Origin of the sequence: Polluticoccus soli, assembly GCF_029269745.1 — a bacterium.
In the GTDB taxonomy this organism is placed as follows: domain Bacteria; phylum Bacteroidota; class Bacteroidia; order Chitinophagales; family Chitinophagaceae; genus Polluticoccus; species Polluticoccus soli.
This window is the reverse complement of record NZ_JARJHT010000001.1, coordinates 45851-59749: the sequence shown is the minus strand read 5'-3', so window position 1 is coordinate 59749 and position 13899 is coordinate 45851. Positions and strand designations below refer to the sequence as shown.

Sequence of the window (13899 nt, the reverse complement as noted above, 5' to 3'; positions counted from 1 at the left end):
TACCAGCAAGAAAGTTAGTTGGACAGCAGGCGGATCTCTACCCGGCGGTTTTTGGCGGCATCTTCTTCCGTCACTTCGTTTTCAACAAGGGGGCGAGATTTTCCAAATCCGCGGTACTCCAGCCTGTCGGGTGTTATGCCTCGCCTCACGAGGTACTCACAGATATGTTTGGCGCGATTTACAGAAAGGGCTTGTTCAAGCGTATCCTCGTCGAGCGCGTCCTGGTCCTTTTTCACACAGCACACGTGCCCTTCCACTTGTATCCTGACGGTGGGGTTGTTCGCAAGTGCCTGGTACAGTTTGTCGAGTTCCGGTATGGACTCCTTGACCACAACATGACGGTTGGTGTAGAAGTAGATATTCTCCAGCGGAAAGGTTTCCCCCGGTTTAAGAGTCGTGAGTTTCAATTCTGTCGACGTCAGGGGAGCAGCAGGCTTTGGCGATACAGTTTTTTTTGCCGGTGGTGGTGGTGTGGGGTGTGGAGGGATGCTGTCGCTCAGCAAAACAATATCTACTCGCCTGTCGGTGGGGTATCCGTCGGTTTGTTCAATATTGCGTTTCACCTCGCCTCTGCCCACCAACAGTTTAATGTGAGATGTATCAATGCCCATTTTCACCAGGTAGTCCTGCGTGTTAGAAGCCCTGTTCCTGGAAAGGTTGTCGTTGTATTTGTCAGTACCGAGGTAATCTGCATACCCAACTATGAGGATATTTTGCTGCGGTGTGATGCGATCGTTGTACAACCACTGATCAATGCTGGTAGTGGCTTTTTGTGTAAGTGCCGGATTATCAAGATCAAAGAAAATATTGAGCGTGTCATTAGATTTCTGTGCAAATACTGCTGGTGGCGTGAACACCAACAAAAAGAATGCAATATATCTATAGATCAAACTCATGTATAGTAAGCTGGTACGATTGTTTATTTTATAAGTTAAACCTTTTACCATGGAACACACAACAAACCTCGATGTTTTTTTATGGGGTATTATCGGATTGATGGGTAGCACCATGACCACATTCCTCATCCTCGGCTGGCTCAAAGGTATGTATTGGGAGCGCCAGTTAAAGCTGAAAAGACGCCACAGGTAGGCGCCTTTTCAAATTTTAACCTATTTCTTACGCATTTTCGCGCTGTCTTCGGCAGACATAGTATTTGACTGAAGTCCGGTGTCCAGGTTTCCTTCATAAACGGGTGCATTAGGGTGGGCCGGATCTTCGGGAGAATAGGTGGCAGGCGCCGTGCCGTGCACATTTGTTGTGTCAATAGGCGTGCTGCTTCCATCCTCCGTATCGTTTCCACAAGAGGCGGTCACCAGGCCCAGTGCCAGGCAAAAGGCGATCTGTTTCGATTTGTTCATGTTATCGGTTTTTGCAGTTCATGAATTATTATAGATCAGCCTCATAAATATTATGCCCGCTACCTGATGAGTGCTGCTACATCCGGGTCTCCGTCCAAGTTACTCATCTGGCGCATGATCCCGTTGTGGCGCCATCTTACCCAGCGGCTCATGGGTTTCACCGTATACTTTTTAGGGTTGGGCAGGCTTGCGATGATCATGGCTGCCTCGGCTCTTGTGAGGTTTTTGGCAGATTTATTAAAATATGCCCTCGAAGCGGCCTCCACACCAAAAATGCCAGGTCCCATTTCAACGACATTCAGGTATACCTCCAGGATGCGTTTTTTACCCCAGGCCAGCTCGATGCCTTTGGTATAAACTACTTCGGGTGCCTTACGGATGTAGCGCCATATCCCGCTTCCCTGCCAAAGGAACACGTTCTTAGCAGTTTGCTGGCTGATAGTACTAGCCGCTGCGCCTTTGGCGCGCTTGCGTTTGCGGCGACGCTGATCACCGTTCAGGCTTTTGTCAATAGCTTTCCAGTCAAAACCTCCGTGGTCAGGAAATAGCTGGTCTTCGCTGGCTATGGCAGCAAGCTTGATGTTTGGGGAAATTTCATCCCAGCTTACGTAGTCTCTTTTGAGTCCATATCCAGAGACCAATGCGCTGACCTGGGTAATGGTGACAGGCGGAAAAATAAACCTGCAGACCACCAGGTATACGAGCGATGCAAGGAATATGTATAAAACGGCTTTTAAGAAGCGAACAATAAAACCGGGCTGTTGTTTGCGTGCAGCTGTCATAGCAGAATTGAACTTGAATTATTTTGCCTTTACGTATTTCCAGTTACGGATCTTTCCTTCAGCCATCCACTCGATAGCAGTGGCGATGCGTTTATCACGGGTTGCATCCGTCTTGGCCTCGTTTACCCAGTCCACGTAGTCTTTCTTATTCGTATGGCTGAAGACATCGTAGGTTTTACGGGCTTCTTTGTTTTTTGCCAGCGCTTTTTTAAAGTCTTCATGAATTTGCAGGTCTTTGGGAGAAGTAGTTGGCTTGGCTTTTTCAATATTGATACCTTCTTCGTTCAGCTTTACTGCAGCCTTGATGTACGAGATGATGATCTTATCAGCGGGCAGGTCTTTTTTGCTGGTGATCGATCCCAAACTACCCATAGACGTTTTGCCAACTTTCTCCAGTATACCGTGTGGATCGTCCATGATTGAAGCCTTCCAAAAACCGAAAACGCAGTGCTGTTTAAAAGAAGCCATGCTGCAAACGATTCCCTTGTATTCGAAGTGAGGCATTCCCCATTTTACTGTTTCTGTTATCTCTGGACAAGCCTTATGCACTAAAGCTCTCAAGTGCTCCAATACCGGCTTGGCAAAGTCTGCAGACTTTGCGATGTAAGCGTCTATTCGTTTATCAGTATGCGCCATTTCACTGTTATCGTTAAAATGTATGAAGTGCGAAGCGGAGGCAATTATTAATTATCAACTATGCAACTGTAGTTATATGCATTGTGGTTCAAGGTCCATTGGTAACCTTCACATTTTGCCTTTGCTTCCTGGTAATCGGTTTCGGTAAGGCGATAGACCTGTGTTCCATTTTGAACCGTGTTTTCAGTACAGTAGCAAATAAATGGTCCTTTACGGCAGGAGCTCATTATTATAACAGCCAGCAGAACTATCCAAACTCTCATGGCTCAAATATAGTAAAGTTAGCGCCAGTGGCTGTGTTTGCTTATATGTGTCGGCTAGATACCGCAATGCTATCGATTGGAAGGATAACAGCGAAAGTTGTTCCTTTGTTCTCCTGGCTTTCGAACGTAATTGAGCCGCCGTGGTCCTGAATTATCTGTCGGCAAATAGAGAGGCCCAAGCCAAACGATTTTTCGCCTGCGGTGCCATATCGTTTCGCGTCTGTGAACATGTCGAAAACTTTGTTCTTCATATTGTCAGGAATGCCTATGCCGGAATCCTTTACCGATATACGAAGGTTGTCTTTATCCCTCTCAGCTGTTACTATGATCTTAGCGCCTGTATTGCTGAATTTAACAGCATTGATCACAAGGTTATTGATCACTCTCCAGATCTTCTCTTTGTTGATGTATAAAGAGATCGGGGCCTCCGGCAGGGCAAGATCGATCGTTTGTTTTTTTTCATCGGCCTTGAAACGTAAAAGATTGATGCTATTAGCGAGTAAAGCGTTTATATCAACCCATTCTTTTTCGAGTGGTCCGGTTTGTTCTGGGGTAGCTGCTTCAAGAATGTCCTTCGTTAAAGTCATAGCATTGGAGCATGCTTCGTTGATCAGCTCCAACAGTTCCTTTTGATCGGGGGTGTAGTTCTCATGTTCTGTCAGCAAGAACTGAGTCAGTGCAAGTATAGCGGATATTGGATTCCTGATATCGTGTGCGACTACGCGCAGGATGCGGTCTTTCTCTTTATTACTTTGTTCCAGTTCTTTCAAGAGTTTTTCCAGGTGCTGGTTCTGGGCATTTATCTGGTCGTTGAGCTCTGTAAGTTTTTCAACGTTCTTTTTTGATTTTCTCCAGTTAACGTAAATAAGACCAAGGATGATAATTGACAGCACAGCACCAACTATCATAAGAATGATATAGTTCTGCTTCAGTTCATTATTTTTCTTCAGGATCTCCAGTTCAAACTGCTTGTCCATGTTTTTGAAACGTTCGTTTATGTCCGTTTCTACGAATTCACGAGTAACACTGTTGATAGAATCGTCGATGTGTTTGTGCTTTAGAAGAAAGTTGAATGCAACGGCAGGTTCTCCTTTCTTTTGGTGGTATTGCCACATAAGGTCGTACCAACGTAGCGTCACGGCATTGTCGTGCAGTGTGTCAGAAATTGTTTTTACTTGCTGAAGCAAACCACCGGCCTTGTCCATCTCGTTATCGCTTAATTGAAGAGCGGCAAGTTTCAGGCGAGTTCTTTGGGCATCCACATTGTCATGCAGCAATAGGGTATTAGTATCGATACTTCGTTTATACAGTGCCTCTGCCATGCTGTCGTTGCCCTGGCTAACATAGGCGTCTGCCATGTTCCCATACACCACTGCCTTGGCAGTACCATAAACTGCGGGGTTGCGTTCGGGGTATTTTATTTTCTGTTCCTCGACAAACGCGATCGTTTTGTTGAAATAATGCAGGGCAGAGTCATAGTCGCCGGTTTTGGTGTAGCAAAGTCCAACGTTATCCAACAGCTCTTGCCGGCGATAGAAGTAAAGAAAAACATCAGGGCATTTATCGGATTCATAAAAAGCCTGTTTGAATTGTTCGCCTGCTTCCGCATAGCGTTTCTGTTTGTACAGGATCATTCCAAGACGGTAGCTGTAGTCGCTCAGACCACAGGAATCAAGGTTGTTCCTCACTAATGTTTTGGCCTTGTAAATTCGACCATAAGCTTCACTGTACTCTCCCCGCGATAAGTGCACGTCACCTTTAGCGTAGTTGGCCTCAGCCAGCATTTTACCGTATTCCTTTTCGTTCTGTTCAGCTATCAGCAGCATGCTATCAGCATATCGCGTAGCCTTATCCAGTTCCTTCAACCTGTGATTATAGGTATTGAAAAAGAAAGCGTAGTAATAGTATTTATCAACAGGAGATATTTTGTTCTCGGTGGAGTAGGCTGAGTCTAGGTAGTGCAGCGCTCGTCGGTGAAAACCAGAATCGCCGATCTGTACTGCCTGCTCGAGGTAGGCAGCCGATGTTTTTGAGGGTTGCTTATCCTCATATCTCGCCTGCTCTTTACAGGAAGTAAAGCAAACCAATATCGTTGCGCTGAGTAAGAGTATTAAGCTACGGCCGATCAGCAAGAGTTTTTAAGTTACGGATGAGCGATAAAGTAGTATTCTGTATTGTGTTTATAAAGCTCTCCAAATTCCCTTTGTGATAAAGAAGGTTTCTCTGCTAACCAGTTTTTTAATGTTGATATTTTCATTCCGTAGCCATGCAGCAGTTCAAACAACTTGTCCGGTGTTGAACCGTAAAAGTCTGACGCTCCAAGGCCGTGTTCAAATATGATGATCGGTTTATGCCTGGTGATGGTTTCTTTTGCTCCAAGCAATACCAGCATTTCACCTCCTTCTACATCTATCTTCATTAGTCCGGGCTTGTAGTCGGCAGGCAATACATCGTCCAGCCTGTCTGTCTTTACCTCTATCGTGGTGTCGGTCTCATTCGGGCGATCGTACTTGCGCTTAATAAGCCCGCTGTATGAAGGATTTGACACAACATAGTTGAAAGTAGAAGTGCCTTTCCTGTCACTGACGGCGATATCCATTATGTTGCAGCCGGCTCTACTATTATATTTCTCTTTCAGCTTTTCGTACATGTCCGGTATTGGCTCAAAGGCATAGTGAGTGCCATTTGGCGAATACTTCAGTATGATGTCCAACACTTCACCTTTATGCGCGCCTACGTCAATGCAATTAGTGTCGGGCTTGCAGACCTTCTTAATGATCTTATTAGTTAACTTATCGTACTGCTGATTTTTTGTAAACGCTATCGGTATCTTCTTAACGATCTGTTTCAATGCCTTTTTCATACACGCCCTCTATAGGAGGGCTAAGGTATTAATATTTTCTTTTTTTTAAAACTTAAGGATATATACATATGAAGCTGCGATAATTTATGCTGGTATTGTTTTGGTGGCCTATCGGTAAAACATCCTTATGAAGTACAGGATAGAGTTTGAAAACAAAGAGATCAGGTCAATACATCCCACTGAGCAGGAGCTACCTGCCAAGGAAACTTTTCACGAAGAAAAAACAGGACAAACGATCTGGGCTATAATCGAAGCATCATCTGACGATGAAGCAAGAGAAAAAGCCGACCGACTGGCAATCGAACTGCAAACAGGCCAGACAAAGGACCAGATCAAGGGCCGGGAAAACAGCTTCTGATTTAGTTCTCAGGTCATTGTTTATAGTTATAATAAATATCAGTGCTATCTGCATGCAGGTGGTTAAATTTGTTTACACCCACTAGACGGTCACAACATGGAAGAAAAATCCCGCACATATACTATCCTGATGCTAGAAGACGATGCAGACGACAGGCATATAACAGAGTCAACATTGTCTTCAAACGAACACAGCATTGATCTTGTATTTCTTGTAAATGGACACCAGGTGATGCAGTACCTTACAGACTGCGGATCGGGCAAGCATTTTGCCTTTCCCGATCTGATATTGCTGGATAAAAATGTGCCGCTTCATGGTGGGCTCGACGTCTTGCGTGAGCTGAAAGCGCATCCGGTATACAAAAAGATACCGGTAGTGATGGTGAGCGGAACTGCTTACCCGCAAGATGTAGCAGCGGCATATGAACTGGGCGCGAATTCGTTTATTCAGAAGCCGGCCAACGACAGGCTGACACTTGAAAAGATCAGTTCGTTTGTGAATTATTGGTTCGATACAGTAGAGTTGCCAGCAATGGCGTAACGTCTAAAAACATAAAAAGAAAACCCCGGAATTAACCGGGGTTTTCTTTTTATGCTATAATGAAGATCAAGACCTTTTGCTTCTGTCTGTAGCTGAAGTGTTGGTATTGCTTGATGTTGATCCGGTTGACGCAGAGCCGGGAGTTGTGCTGCTGGCTGCCGAAGAAGAGCCAGTGTTCCTCATGCTATCGCCATAGCTCGAATGGTCGGTAACCCGCAAACGGTTCTCAACGTTATGCACACCAGAAATAGATTCCGCCAGGTCTTCAGCACGGCGCTTGGCCATACGGTTGTCTACCGTGCCAGATAATACAACTTCTCCGCGTGTTACTTCAACGTTGACTTCTGTTGCGTCAACGTAAGAGTCATCGCTTAACCTGTCATTTATGTCTTCTTTGATCCTTTCATCAGAACGCTGGTAACCGCGAGGCCCACGTCCGCGATGATCATGTTCCTTGTCCATGCGACGACGGCGTTCTGCCTCTTCGTCTCCAAACCAGGAAGATACTTCATCAGAAGCGCGGTCCCACCAATTACGGTCACGATCATAGCCCCTGTCGCGGTTGTAATCTATATCTCTTCTTCGGTTAGGGTCAGAACCCATGTAGCCCTCATTTCCATAGCGTCCGCGACGACCAAACGAAGCGCGTTGAGACTGGTCTCCCCAGCCTTGCTCGGAGTGAGTATCATAATACGGGCTATTGTAGCCGTAGCCAGGGTTCCAGCGGCCATATTCACCGCGTTCGTAGTCGCTGCCATAACCAGAGTTGGCGCTACCTAAATTGCCGCTGCGACGTTGCCAGTTACGATTATAGTCGCTGCCATAGCCACCTGACGTTGGATTGTACATATCGCCGTAACCTGACTGTGAACCAAAGTTAGACGACCTGCGACGCTCATTGCGGTATCCCTGGTCGCCGAAGCCGCGGTTATAGTCTCTTTCATAACCTTGTTCACCCCAGTTTTGATTGCCGTAACCTTCGTTGCCATAGCTCGATTGTTCGTAGTTTGTTGACCCGCCACGGAGGCGTCGGTCGTATCCCTGGGCGCCATAATCCTGGTTTCCATAGTCAGACTGCCCCGAACCACGGTTTTCGTAGTCCTGTTGTCCCCATCCCTGGTTGCTGCTGCTAAAGTTGCCGGTGTTGTAACTGCTTTGCGAGCTTTGACCGTAGCCCGAACCAGTATTGCCCCAATTGCCTCGGTTGCCCTGATTTTGATCAAAGTCAGACTCACGATTGGCTCCCTGGTTTTGGCCATAGTTGGTACGCTGCTGCTTGCCGCTTTCGCGTTCGCGGCGATAGCGGTTTTGATTTTCATCCCAGTCTGAATTGGAGGAATGGCTGCTTGAGCCACCTTGCATGAGATTGTTGTCTGCCATAGCAATGGATGTTTTTAAGAAATGAGTATAAAATGATTTTGCTTTGGCTGCAATAAAATTATACCCTGCGGTATAGCAGTGAACCGCAATTGCGATGGGGAAGTGCTTACACATTCAGCCAGCCGCTTCACACAACTGTCGCAAACTGGCATGAAATAATCGTTAAGCAAAAAAAAAGTGCGCCGGGAGGCGCACTTCGAATATAAGCTGAAACTCTTAATTGACACGGCAGCGCGCCCTGTCACCGCAAGGTTCAGCCATGTAAGAGTAGTACAATTTATTATTGCGGAATACCCACACGAACCATTTTGAATCACTGTTCAAAGGATGTTTGATAACAGCCGATTTACCAGTTTTGTTTTCTTCAGGCTGGATGTGGTAAGCAGTATTGTTGTTCATGTCAGAATATGTTTTCAGGATATTCATGATGCTTTCGCTTTCATCCTTGTAGCCTTCCCAACCAATGATGGGACCTGCCAGCAAGCCATCTGCCGGATATTTCTTTGTTGCCTTGTAGAACAAACCAACGTTTGAAAAGTAGATATCGATCTTGTCTTTTGAGGTAGTTGGATTGATGGACACGGCATAATCGCATGAAGGTGCATGTTCGCCAAATCCTACAGGGTTACGGTCGATAACTGCCAACGCTTTGGTCAGCTTGGTATCATTAGCCATTGACACTACATATTCCCTAAGGTTAAAGTAAGAAGTGGCTATCGCAGTGTTGATCACTTCATCTCCCCAATTTTCGGTAACCGATTTATATATAGGCGCTGCGAGGTGATAGATAGCGTCGCGGTGACCATCAATGTTGTATGCTACGTCATTGATCTCGTTGAGGATATTAGACATTGACACCAGCTTTGCAGGTATTGTTACATTGCCTGCTGCCATATTCTTCACCATGTTATCAAAGTCCATAAGGAAGCGGTTATAATCGTTTTGCGTAATGTGCCCAGAGTCGCTTACTTTATATAGCGCAGCCATCCTGGCGCAAAATTGTTTACCGGGGCTTTCGGCAGAATAAAGTTTTTCTACTTTTTTCGTGTCAAAACCTTCGTCGGTGTAGATCCTCTTAGACTGTGCAAAAGCAGCGGTGGAAAGAAATAGTAAGCCTAAAGCCAGGTGTGCGCGTTTCATACTACAAGTGATTTGATAGTAATATTAAATAATAGTTGCTACTAATTCAAGCCTTTTGTGTGCTCAGGAGCAAGTTTTTTTAAATTTTAAAATATTTAATTGCTAGGTTGTTGTAATGTGTTGCTGCGAGTGGCAAGGTCTTTGCAATTCCATCTTCTAAACAAACACAAGGATGAAGAAGTTGCTACTACTTGGGTTCACCGCAGTTTTTGCGGCTGCTTGTAATAATGGAAATGACGATGATAATACGCCAACGCCATCCAACATGGCTAAGGTGAAGTATACCAATGCTTGTATTAGTACCGGCGCTTTGCGGGTACAGGTGAATGACGTCGCTCTTCAGAATGTGAATAGTCTTACCTACCTGGCAAGTTCGGCGTACATCAACGTAACACCAGGGACTAATGTAAAACACGGCTTTGTGATCGAAGACTCCAACCTACCGTTGGCTAGCGTCAATAACGATCTTGTGGCTAATAATGCATATAGTGTATTTGCAACCGGTACCGTTACAAGCCCATCTGCTATAGCGATAACGGATGACCTTACCGCGCCCCCGACCGGGAATGCTAAGATCCGGTTTGTCAACCTCAGCCCTGATAATCTAAGTGAGTCTGTGTATGTGGGACAAACTAAACTGGATTCCAATGTTATGTTCAAGCAAGCCACGCCTTTCAGACAAGTGGCAGCCGGCAGTTACCAGATCATCGTTCAGGACCCAGCCAACGTACCGTCGAGCCGTACACTGTCGGGACAACAGTTAGATGCAGGTAAAATATACACACTAATGATAACCGGAACAGTGGCGGGGTCGGGTAGTGCAGCTCTTACACTCACACTGGTTAATAATCAGTAAGATATTTATCGAATGAGAATGGAAAGCCGGTGTATTTCAACCGGCTTTTTCGTTTACAACTATCGATTTTGAATTGTCGCAGCTGTTGGGCTTCTCTTCAATACAGGTTTTTAACATAATCTCACAAAGCTCGTTCTGCAGCAGCCGTAGGCTGGTACGATAATAGTGTCTGTTTTATAAACGACGATCGTATGGACATCATTATAGAATCACCGGGATTTAAGGCCAGCAGTAAGCTGGAAAATTTTATACGAGAGAAGGTGAGCAAGCTTGAAACTCACGCCAGTAATATTGTGAGGGCAGATGTCACTTTGTATTCGGGCCCAGCAAGCGACCCGGCCAGTTTTCATTGTGAGATCAGGCTGGAAGTGCCGGGCAAGGATCATTTTGTTAAAAAAAGCGGCGATACATATGAGCGTGCAGTTGTAGAAACAGTGGATACGCTCGAACGTGTGATGGAACGTAGCAAAGCCCGTTCGAATGAGAGGAGACAGCCAGACAGAAGTGTTTCTCCTGACGCGTTTACGGATGAAAATGCACCATTAGATATTGATGACGTAGATTAGGAATTGCAGCCTAAGATCTTAGCCCCTGGAAAGGGGCTTTTTTACTCAGTAAAATGCTTCTTTGACTCAAGCTTTTAGTATACCTCGAGCAACTTCTCTTCTTCTACTTCGTGGGGAATCTCCTTGGATGACCAGGCGCGCGCATTGTAGCTATCAAACTGTGCAGGGTCAGTATGCGCAAAGAAATTTTTCTGTTCTGCCTCTTTTTCCATTTCCACTAACCTTTCAGAATAGGTATAAATCTCTCTCATGGTGGTTAAAATTTTTGCAAATTTAAGGAAGATAATTCAAATAAATACAATGTTTTCCCGTACCTTTGCGCCTCCTTAAACAAAACGATCCCGTGAAGTATGGCGTATACTTTCTTCTACACTACAGAAACTGAGCATGGACCGGCGGCTATTAAGTTCGAGGCTAAGACTCCAAAGATCACCGAATTTGAAGTGACAGTTTTGAATCATGATGTTCAGCCGTTTAAGTTGGAGCTCATGGAGGACGAATGGATACCTGTACAGTTGCCTGAAAAGCTCAAGCCGCTTGAGGATGAGATAAAAGAAATGGCAAGGAAATTTCGACGCTAAGCCGCTATATCGCTAACTTTGGGTTATGAGCGAGATGGATGATTTTCTGAAAAGTCTTAAGGCCTTAAGGGATAGTCTGACAGAGCTACAGGCTAATACAGATATTCTTCTGCGGCATGCACCTAAAGAGGAAGTCAAGAAAACATTTCGCGATAGGAGCATAGAGGAACTGGAGGCTTCCCTGGAATATTTTACACGCCACCAGAACTACGAGATCTGCCAGGCGATCAAAGAAGTGATAGACGAAAAACAATCTACTTCAAATCTTACCAACGAATAATTGTAACGAGCGGAAAACGGGACTCGAACCCGCGACCCTCACTTTGGGAAAGTGATGCTCTACCAACTGAGCTACTTCCGCTTTTCTGTTTCTAAGCTACTAAATACTGGATTTTGATGCAAGCGGCTATAAGCGCTATGGCATAGATTTTACGCCTTCCGCTGTGCAATGGAGAGAAGCCTTCATTCATAATCGCGAGTATTAATTTCTTAAAAAATCAAATTATGGCAACAAAGACAATGGGGCAAATGGCAAGTAAAGTAGCATCAAACACAGAGCATCGCGAAGGTCCGGTAGCACGAGCAATTGAGGAGCAAACAGCAAAACTGCCTTCAGATATTTTTCTGTGGAGTTCATTAGGCGCAATGGGCGTGGCTTTGGTTGCGAAACTTATGAAGCGCGACCACCTGGCGTTATTTATTGGTCAATGGGCTGCACCATTCCTGATCATGGGTTTATATGACAAAGTTGTAAAAACACATGGCCACGATAAGGTGGACAAATGAGGCGTCTAAATAAAATGAAAATAGCCCGGAAGCACCGGGCTATTTTCATTTATGTTGGTTGAATCACTACCTAATGTTATAATTGAATGTGAGACCGTATGTTTTGTCACCGATGAAAGGTGATATTCTGTAAGCTTCATTGCCGGTTACCTTATTTTTATGCAGGTGAGGCACCAGGATTCCGGAGAGCGTACCTAGTGCCGTTCCGAACAATAGATCGGTAGGGAAGTGTTTACCTGCTTTATGTCTGAGGTAAATCGTTGTTGCTGTGGCAGCTGCAGCGCCACCATAGAGCACATATTTCAAATCGGAACCTGGATGGTAGTCGGAATATACCTTGGCGGTGTAAAATGTCGCTGTAGCAACTAAGGCCACGTGACCCGCTGGGAATGCGTTGCGCAAATTGCCGTTTGTTTTGTCTTCGTCCGATATCTCAGCGCTGTACGTCTCGGGCCTAAACCTGTCAAAGAAGTAAGTGCCACCGGTATAGACAAGCCCTGTTATTGCCATTGCTTCGAGGTATAGAAAACTAATTTTGAGCGCGTCTTTTCTTATCTCCCTGTCGGCCATGAGAGCAAACGGTACGGGGATCGATCCATAGAATAAGTAATTGCTGGCTCTATCGGCGGCCGGGTCATGATGGCCGGCCGCCCAACGATCAAAAACGTTGATATCATTTTTATCAAGCGCTTTGATCTCTTCGAGTGGCGTCGGGTCTTTGCTGTATATTTTAGAAAATGCATAGAGCGACCAGGCAGCCCCAACTGCGGTTATGGGAATATCGACCGCTTTGTTGATTTTGTAAATACCACCGGGCATTGCGGGAGGTCGATCTTTCTGTTGCAGGTAAAATGCTGATTTTGCATTGTTTAGTGCAAGAACTTCTCCTCCTACAAGGGTTTCTTGTGCGCGTATCAGCGTGGGGCCTAGCATTAAAAGCACGCCTGCCGCAAATTTCTTCATCATAGCTGTTTAAGATATTCTTAATCAGCTGATCTATATTTCCATGCCAACGGCTGTAGGATGGCTTTCCTTTATTGAATCCCTATTTCGAAAAGAACTCGTTTATCCGTTGCGCATATTGCTGGATTTGTTCGGGAGGATCGTGACGTATTATCCAGGAATACTCTTCACCTTTTACATAGGCTGTTATTGAGTAGTCAATACCGTCAGCTACAGTCGTGCCATAATCTCCATTGTTGTGCGCCCACATGACGTCAGGTATGTTTTTCAACAACGCCCGACCTGCAGCGATCTTTGATGTCTCGGGATAGTCATAAATATGCTCCTGGTCGTGAGGGGTGTTATCCTTCAAAACCTTGTCGGGATAGATCATATAATAGTCTGAAAATCCAGCGAACCCACCACTACGGTGCAGCGAAAGGCTATCGGCGCCGGCGGCTTGTTCGCGAGTTGTCTTTTTACAAGTGTTCGACGATAAAATGAATAAGCAACCTATCAAAAGAAAGAAGAAACGCATTGGCAAACTTTTGGGTAAATATAATTTAAACCCGCTTCAATGGTGCTGCATGATTCGTAACTTTAAGTAAAACCCCACCTTTATGCAAACAGCATTGATCATCATCGTTTTTGTGTTGTTCCTGGCAATGGTTGCTATGGGACAAAGACTGGCACAATGGATCTTTCAAAGATTCTTTGCAGAAAAAAAAGACTCATTACCAGCAGATATGGGAAAAGGCTTTGGCGATTAATGCCACTCGCTATTTTCAATGTATTACGACCTAGCTGTGGAAGGTCGTAATTGTGTATCTTTCTACTAAGGTAAATCG

At 45.2% G+C, this 13899-nt stretch carries 21 protein-coding genes and 1 tRNA gene; 9 read left to right on the top strand and 13 right to left on the bottom strand.

Features of this window, described 5'->3' with window-relative positions; genetic code table 11:
• Positions 1 to 14: 14 nt before the first annotated feature.
• Positions 15 to 896 carry an OmpA family protein gene (locus tag P2W83_RS00375; protein WP_276131687.1) on the bottom strand — a complete coding sequence of 294 codons (882 nt, stop codon included), beginning with the start codon at positions 894 to 896 and terminating at the stop codon, positions 15 to 17.
• A 49-nt stretch (positions 897 to 945) separates the two neighbouring features.
• Here P2W83_RS00375 and P2W83_RS00370 point away from each other — a divergent pair, with 49 nt between their 5' ends.
• The gene (locus tag P2W83_RS00370; RefSeq protein WP_276131686.1) at positions 946 to 1089 is read left to right on the top strand and encodes a hypothetical protein; all 144 of its coding nucleotides are present in this window, start codon (positions 946 to 948) and stop codon (positions 1087 to 1089) included.
• 20 nt (positions 1090 to 1109) lie between these two features.
• Here the strand turns inward: P2W83_RS00370 and P2W83_RS00365 are convergent, their stop codons facing one another.
• Genes P2W83_RS00365 through P2W83_RS00340 form a run of 6 tightly spaced genes read right to left on the bottom strand, consistent with a single transcriptional unit; the run spans position 1110 to position 5902 of the window.
• Positions 1110 to 1358 (bottom strand): hypothetical protein, encoded by a 249-nt coding sequence (locus tag P2W83_RS00365; RefSeq protein WP_276131685.1) that lies wholly within the window; start codon positions 1356 to 1358, stop codon positions 1110 to 1112.
• A gap of 59 nt (positions 1359 to 1417) precedes the next feature.
• Positions 1418 to 2140, bottom strand: a complete 723-nt coding sequence (gene mtgA, locus P2W83_RS00360; protein WP_276131684.1) for a monofunctional biosynthetic peptidoglycan transglycosylase — start codon at positions 2138 to 2140, stop codon at positions 1418 to 1420.
• 18 nt (positions 2141 to 2158) lie between these two features.
• A complete protein-coding gene (locus P2W83_RS00355; RefSeq protein WP_276131683.1) occupies positions 2159 to 2776 on the bottom strand; it encodes a YdeI/OmpD-associated family protein in 618 nt (205 codons plus the stop codon).
• Positions 2777 to 2823: 47 nt separating this feature from the next.
• Positions 2824 to 3039 (bottom strand): hypothetical protein, encoded by a 216-nt coding sequence (locus P2W83_RS00350; RefSeq protein WP_276131682.1) that lies wholly within the window; start codon positions 3037 to 3039, stop codon positions 2824 to 2826.
• 41 nt (positions 3040 to 3080) lie between these two features.
• The gene (locus tag P2W83_RS00345) at positions 3081 to 5171 is read right to left on the bottom strand and encodes an ATP-binding protein (RefSeq protein WP_276131681.1); all 2091 of its coding nucleotides are present in this window, start codon (positions 5169 to 5171) and stop codon (positions 3081 to 3083) included.
• A gap of 11 nt (positions 5172 to 5182) precedes the next feature.
• Positions 5183 to 5902 carry an FkbM family methyltransferase gene (locus P2W83_RS00340; protein ID WP_276131680.1) on the bottom strand — a complete coding sequence of 240 codons (720 nt, stop codon included), beginning with the start codon at positions 5900 to 5902 and terminating at the stop codon, positions 5183 to 5185.
• A gap of 127 nt (positions 5903 to 6029) precedes the next feature.
• Between P2W83_RS00340 and P2W83_RS00335 the strand changes: the two genes are divergently transcribed.
• Together P2W83_RS00335 and P2W83_RS00330 are read left to right on the top strand one after the other, a co-directional pair.
• A complete protein-coding gene (locus tag P2W83_RS00335; RefSeq protein ID WP_276131679.1) occupies positions 6030 to 6260 on the top strand; it encodes a hypothetical protein in 231 nt (76 codons plus the stop codon).
• 96 nt (positions 6261 to 6356) lie between these two features.
• Positions 6357 to 6800, top strand: a complete 444-nt coding sequence (locus P2W83_RS00330; protein WP_276131678.1) for a response regulator — start codon at positions 6357 to 6359, stop codon at positions 6798 to 6800.
• A gap of 66 nt (positions 6801 to 6866) precedes the next feature.
• Here P2W83_RS00330 and P2W83_RS00325 read toward each other — a convergent pair whose 3' ends face one another.
• Positions 6867 to 8180: a BON domain-containing protein gene (locus P2W83_RS00325; RefSeq protein WP_276131677.1), complete on the bottom strand. Its 1314-nt coding sequence runs from the start codon at positions 8178 to 8180 to the stop codon at positions 6867 to 6869.
• 216 nt (positions 8181 to 8396) lie between these two features.
• Positions 8397 to 9320: a hypothetical protein gene (locus tag P2W83_RS00320; protein WP_276131676.1), complete on the bottom strand. Its 924-nt coding sequence runs from the start codon at positions 9318 to 9320 to the stop codon at positions 8397 to 8399.
• 172 nt (positions 9321 to 9492) lie between these two features.
• Here P2W83_RS00320 and P2W83_RS00315 point away from each other — a divergent pair, with 172 nt between their 5' ends.
• Both P2W83_RS00315 and P2W83_RS00310 read left to right on the top strand, forming a co-directional pair.
• Positions 9493 to 10176, top strand: coding sequence for a DUF4397 domain-containing protein (locus P2W83_RS00315; RefSeq protein WP_276131675.1), 684 nt, complete (start codon positions 9493 to 9495; stop codon positions 10174 to 10176).
• A gap of 191 nt (positions 10177 to 10367) precedes the next feature.
• Positions 10368 to 10742 (top strand): HPF/RaiA family ribosome-associated protein, encoded by a 375-nt coding sequence (locus P2W83_RS00310; RefSeq protein WP_276131674.1) that lies wholly within the window; start codon positions 10368 to 10370, stop codon positions 10740 to 10742.
• Between the two features lie 74 nt (positions 10743 to 10816).
• On the opposite strand, the gene P2W83_RS00305 is transcribed toward P2W83_RS00310, so the two are convergent.
• Complete coding sequence (locus P2W83_RS00305) at positions 10817 to 10993, bottom strand: hypothetical protein (RefSeq protein WP_276131673.1); 177 nt, start codon at positions 10991 to 10993, stop codon at positions 10817 to 10819.
• Positions 10994 to 11092: 99 nt separating this feature from the next.
• On the opposite strand from P2W83_RS00305, the gene P2W83_RS00300 reads away from it, so the two are divergent.
• Positions 11093 to 11323, top strand: coding sequence for a hypothetical protein (locus P2W83_RS00300; RefSeq protein ID WP_276131672.1), 231 nt, complete (start codon positions 11093 to 11095; stop codon positions 11321 to 11323).
• Between the two features lie 25 nt (positions 11324 to 11348).
• Entirely contained in the window at positions 11349 to 11603 is a 255-nt protein-coding gene (locus tag P2W83_RS00295; RefSeq protein WP_276131671.1) for a hypothetical protein, read from the top strand.
• A gap of 8 nt (positions 11604 to 11611) precedes the next feature.
• Here the strand turns inward: P2W83_RS00295 and P2W83_RS00290 are convergent.
• Positions 11612 to 11684, bottom strand: a tRNA-Gly gene (locus tag P2W83_RS00290).
• A gap of 143 nt (positions 11685 to 11827) precedes the next feature.
• Between P2W83_RS00290 and P2W83_RS00285 the strand changes: the two genes are divergently transcribed.
• Complete coding sequence (locus P2W83_RS00285) at positions 11828 to 12109, top strand: hypothetical protein (protein WP_276131670.1); 282 nt, start codon at positions 11828 to 11830, stop codon at positions 12107 to 12109.
• 66 nt (positions 12110 to 12175) lie between these two features.
• On the opposite strand, the gene P2W83_RS00280 is transcribed toward P2W83_RS00285, so the two are convergent.
• Positions 12176 to 13075: a phosphatase PAP2 family protein gene (locus P2W83_RS00280; RefSeq protein WP_276131669.1), complete on the bottom strand. Its 900-nt coding sequence runs from the start codon at positions 13073 to 13075 to the stop codon at positions 12176 to 12178.
• Between the two features lie 79 nt (positions 13076 to 13154).
• Positions 13155 to 13589 carry a hypothetical protein gene (locus tag P2W83_RS00275; protein ID WP_276131668.1) on the bottom strand — a complete coding sequence of 145 codons (435 nt, stop codon included), beginning with the start codon at positions 13587 to 13589 and terminating at the stop codon, positions 13155 to 13157.
• An 82-nt stretch (positions 13590 to 13671) separates the two neighbouring features.
• Between P2W83_RS00275 and P2W83_RS00270 the strand changes: the two genes are divergently transcribed.
• Positions 13672 to 13821 (top strand): hypothetical protein, encoded by a 150-nt coding sequence (locus P2W83_RS00270; protein ID WP_276131667.1) that lies wholly within the window; start codon positions 13672 to 13674, stop codon positions 13819 to 13821.
• The last annotated feature ends 78 nt before the right edge of the window (positions 13822 to 13899 follow it).

What these genes read in the sequence shown, in the direction of transcription:
- P2W83_RS00295 (WP_276131671.1), top strand. Translation starts at nt 11,349, where the DNA reads ATGAGCGAGATGGATGATTTTCTGAAAAGTCTTAAGGCCTTAAGGGAT.
- P2W83_RS00335 (WP_276131679.1), top strand. Translation starts at nt 6,030, where the DNA reads ATGAAGTACAGGATAGAGTTTGAAAACAAAGAGATCAGGTCAATACAT.
- P2W83_RS00320 (WP_276131676.1), bottom strand. Translation starts at nt 9,320, where the DNA reads ATGAAACGCGCACACCTGGCTTTAGGCTTACTATTTCTTTCCACCGCT.
- P2W83_RS00340 (WP_276131680.1), bottom strand. Translation starts at nt 5,902, where the DNA reads ATGAAAAAGGCATTGAAACAGATCGTTAAGAAGATACCGATAGCGTTT.
- P2W83_RS00370 (WP_276131686.1), top strand. Translation starts at nt 946, where the DNA reads ATGGAACACACAACAAACCTCGATGTTTTTTTATGGGGTATTATCGGA.
- P2W83_RS00285 (WP_276131670.1), top strand. Translation starts at nt 11,828, where the DNA reads ATGGCAACAAAGACAATGGGGCAAATGGCAAGTAAAGTAGCATCAAAC.
- P2W83_RS00365 (WP_276131685.1), bottom strand. Translation starts at nt 1,358, where the DNA reads ATGAACAAATCGAAACAGATCGCCTTTTGCCTGGCACTGGGCCTGGTG.
- P2W83_RS00375 (WP_276131687.1), bottom strand. Translation starts at nt 896, where the DNA reads ATGAGTTTGATCTATAGATATATTGCATTCTTTTTGTTGGTGTTCACG.
- P2W83_RS00270 (WP_276131667.1), top strand. Translation starts at nt 13,672, where the DNA reads ATGCAAACAGCATTGATCATCATCGTTTTTGTGTTGTTCCTGGCAATG.
- P2W83_RS00280 (WP_276131669.1), bottom strand. Translation starts at nt 13,075, where the DNA reads ATGATGAAGAAATTTGCGGCAGGCGTGCTTTTAATGCTAGGCCCCACG.
- P2W83_RS00355 (WP_276131683.1), bottom strand. Translation starts at nt 2,776, where the DNA reads ATGGCGCATACTGATAAACGAATAGACGCTTACATCGCAAAGTCTGCA.
- P2W83_RS00300 (WP_276131672.1), top strand. Translation starts at nt 11,093, where the DNA reads ATGGCGTATACTTTCTTCTACACTACAGAAACTGAGCATGGACCGGCG.
- P2W83_RS00315 (WP_276131675.1), top strand. Translation starts at nt 9,493, where the DNA reads ATGAAGAAGTTGCTACTACTTGGGTTCACCGCAGTTTTTGCGGCTGCT.
- P2W83_RS00305 (WP_276131673.1), bottom strand. Translation starts at nt 10,993, where the DNA reads ATGAGAGAGATTTATACCTATTCTGAAAGGTTAGTGGAAATGGAAAAA.
- P2W83_RS00275 (WP_276131668.1), bottom strand. Translation starts at nt 13,589, where the DNA reads ATGCGTTTCTTCTTTCTTTTGATAGGTTGCTTATTCATTTTATCGTCG.
- mtgA (WP_276131684.1), bottom strand. Translation starts at nt 2,140, where the DNA reads ATGACAGCTGCACGCAAACAACAGCCCGGTTTTATTGTTCGCTTCTTA.
- P2W83_RS00330 (WP_276131678.1), top strand. Translation starts at nt 6,357, where the DNA reads ATGGAAGAAAAATCCCGCACATATACTATCCTGATGCTAGAAGACGAT.
- P2W83_RS00325 (WP_276131677.1), bottom strand. Translation starts at nt 8,180, where the DNA reads ATGGCAGACAACAATCTCATGCAAGGTGGCTCAAGCAGCCATTCCTCC.
- P2W83_RS00350 (WP_276131682.1), bottom strand. Translation starts at nt 3,039, where the DNA reads ATGAGAGTTTGGATAGTTCTGCTGGCTGTTATAATAATGAGCTCCTGC.
- P2W83_RS00310 (WP_276131674.1), top strand. Translation starts at nt 10,368, where the DNA reads ATGGACATCATTATAGAATCACCGGGATTTAAGGCCAGCAGTAAGCTG.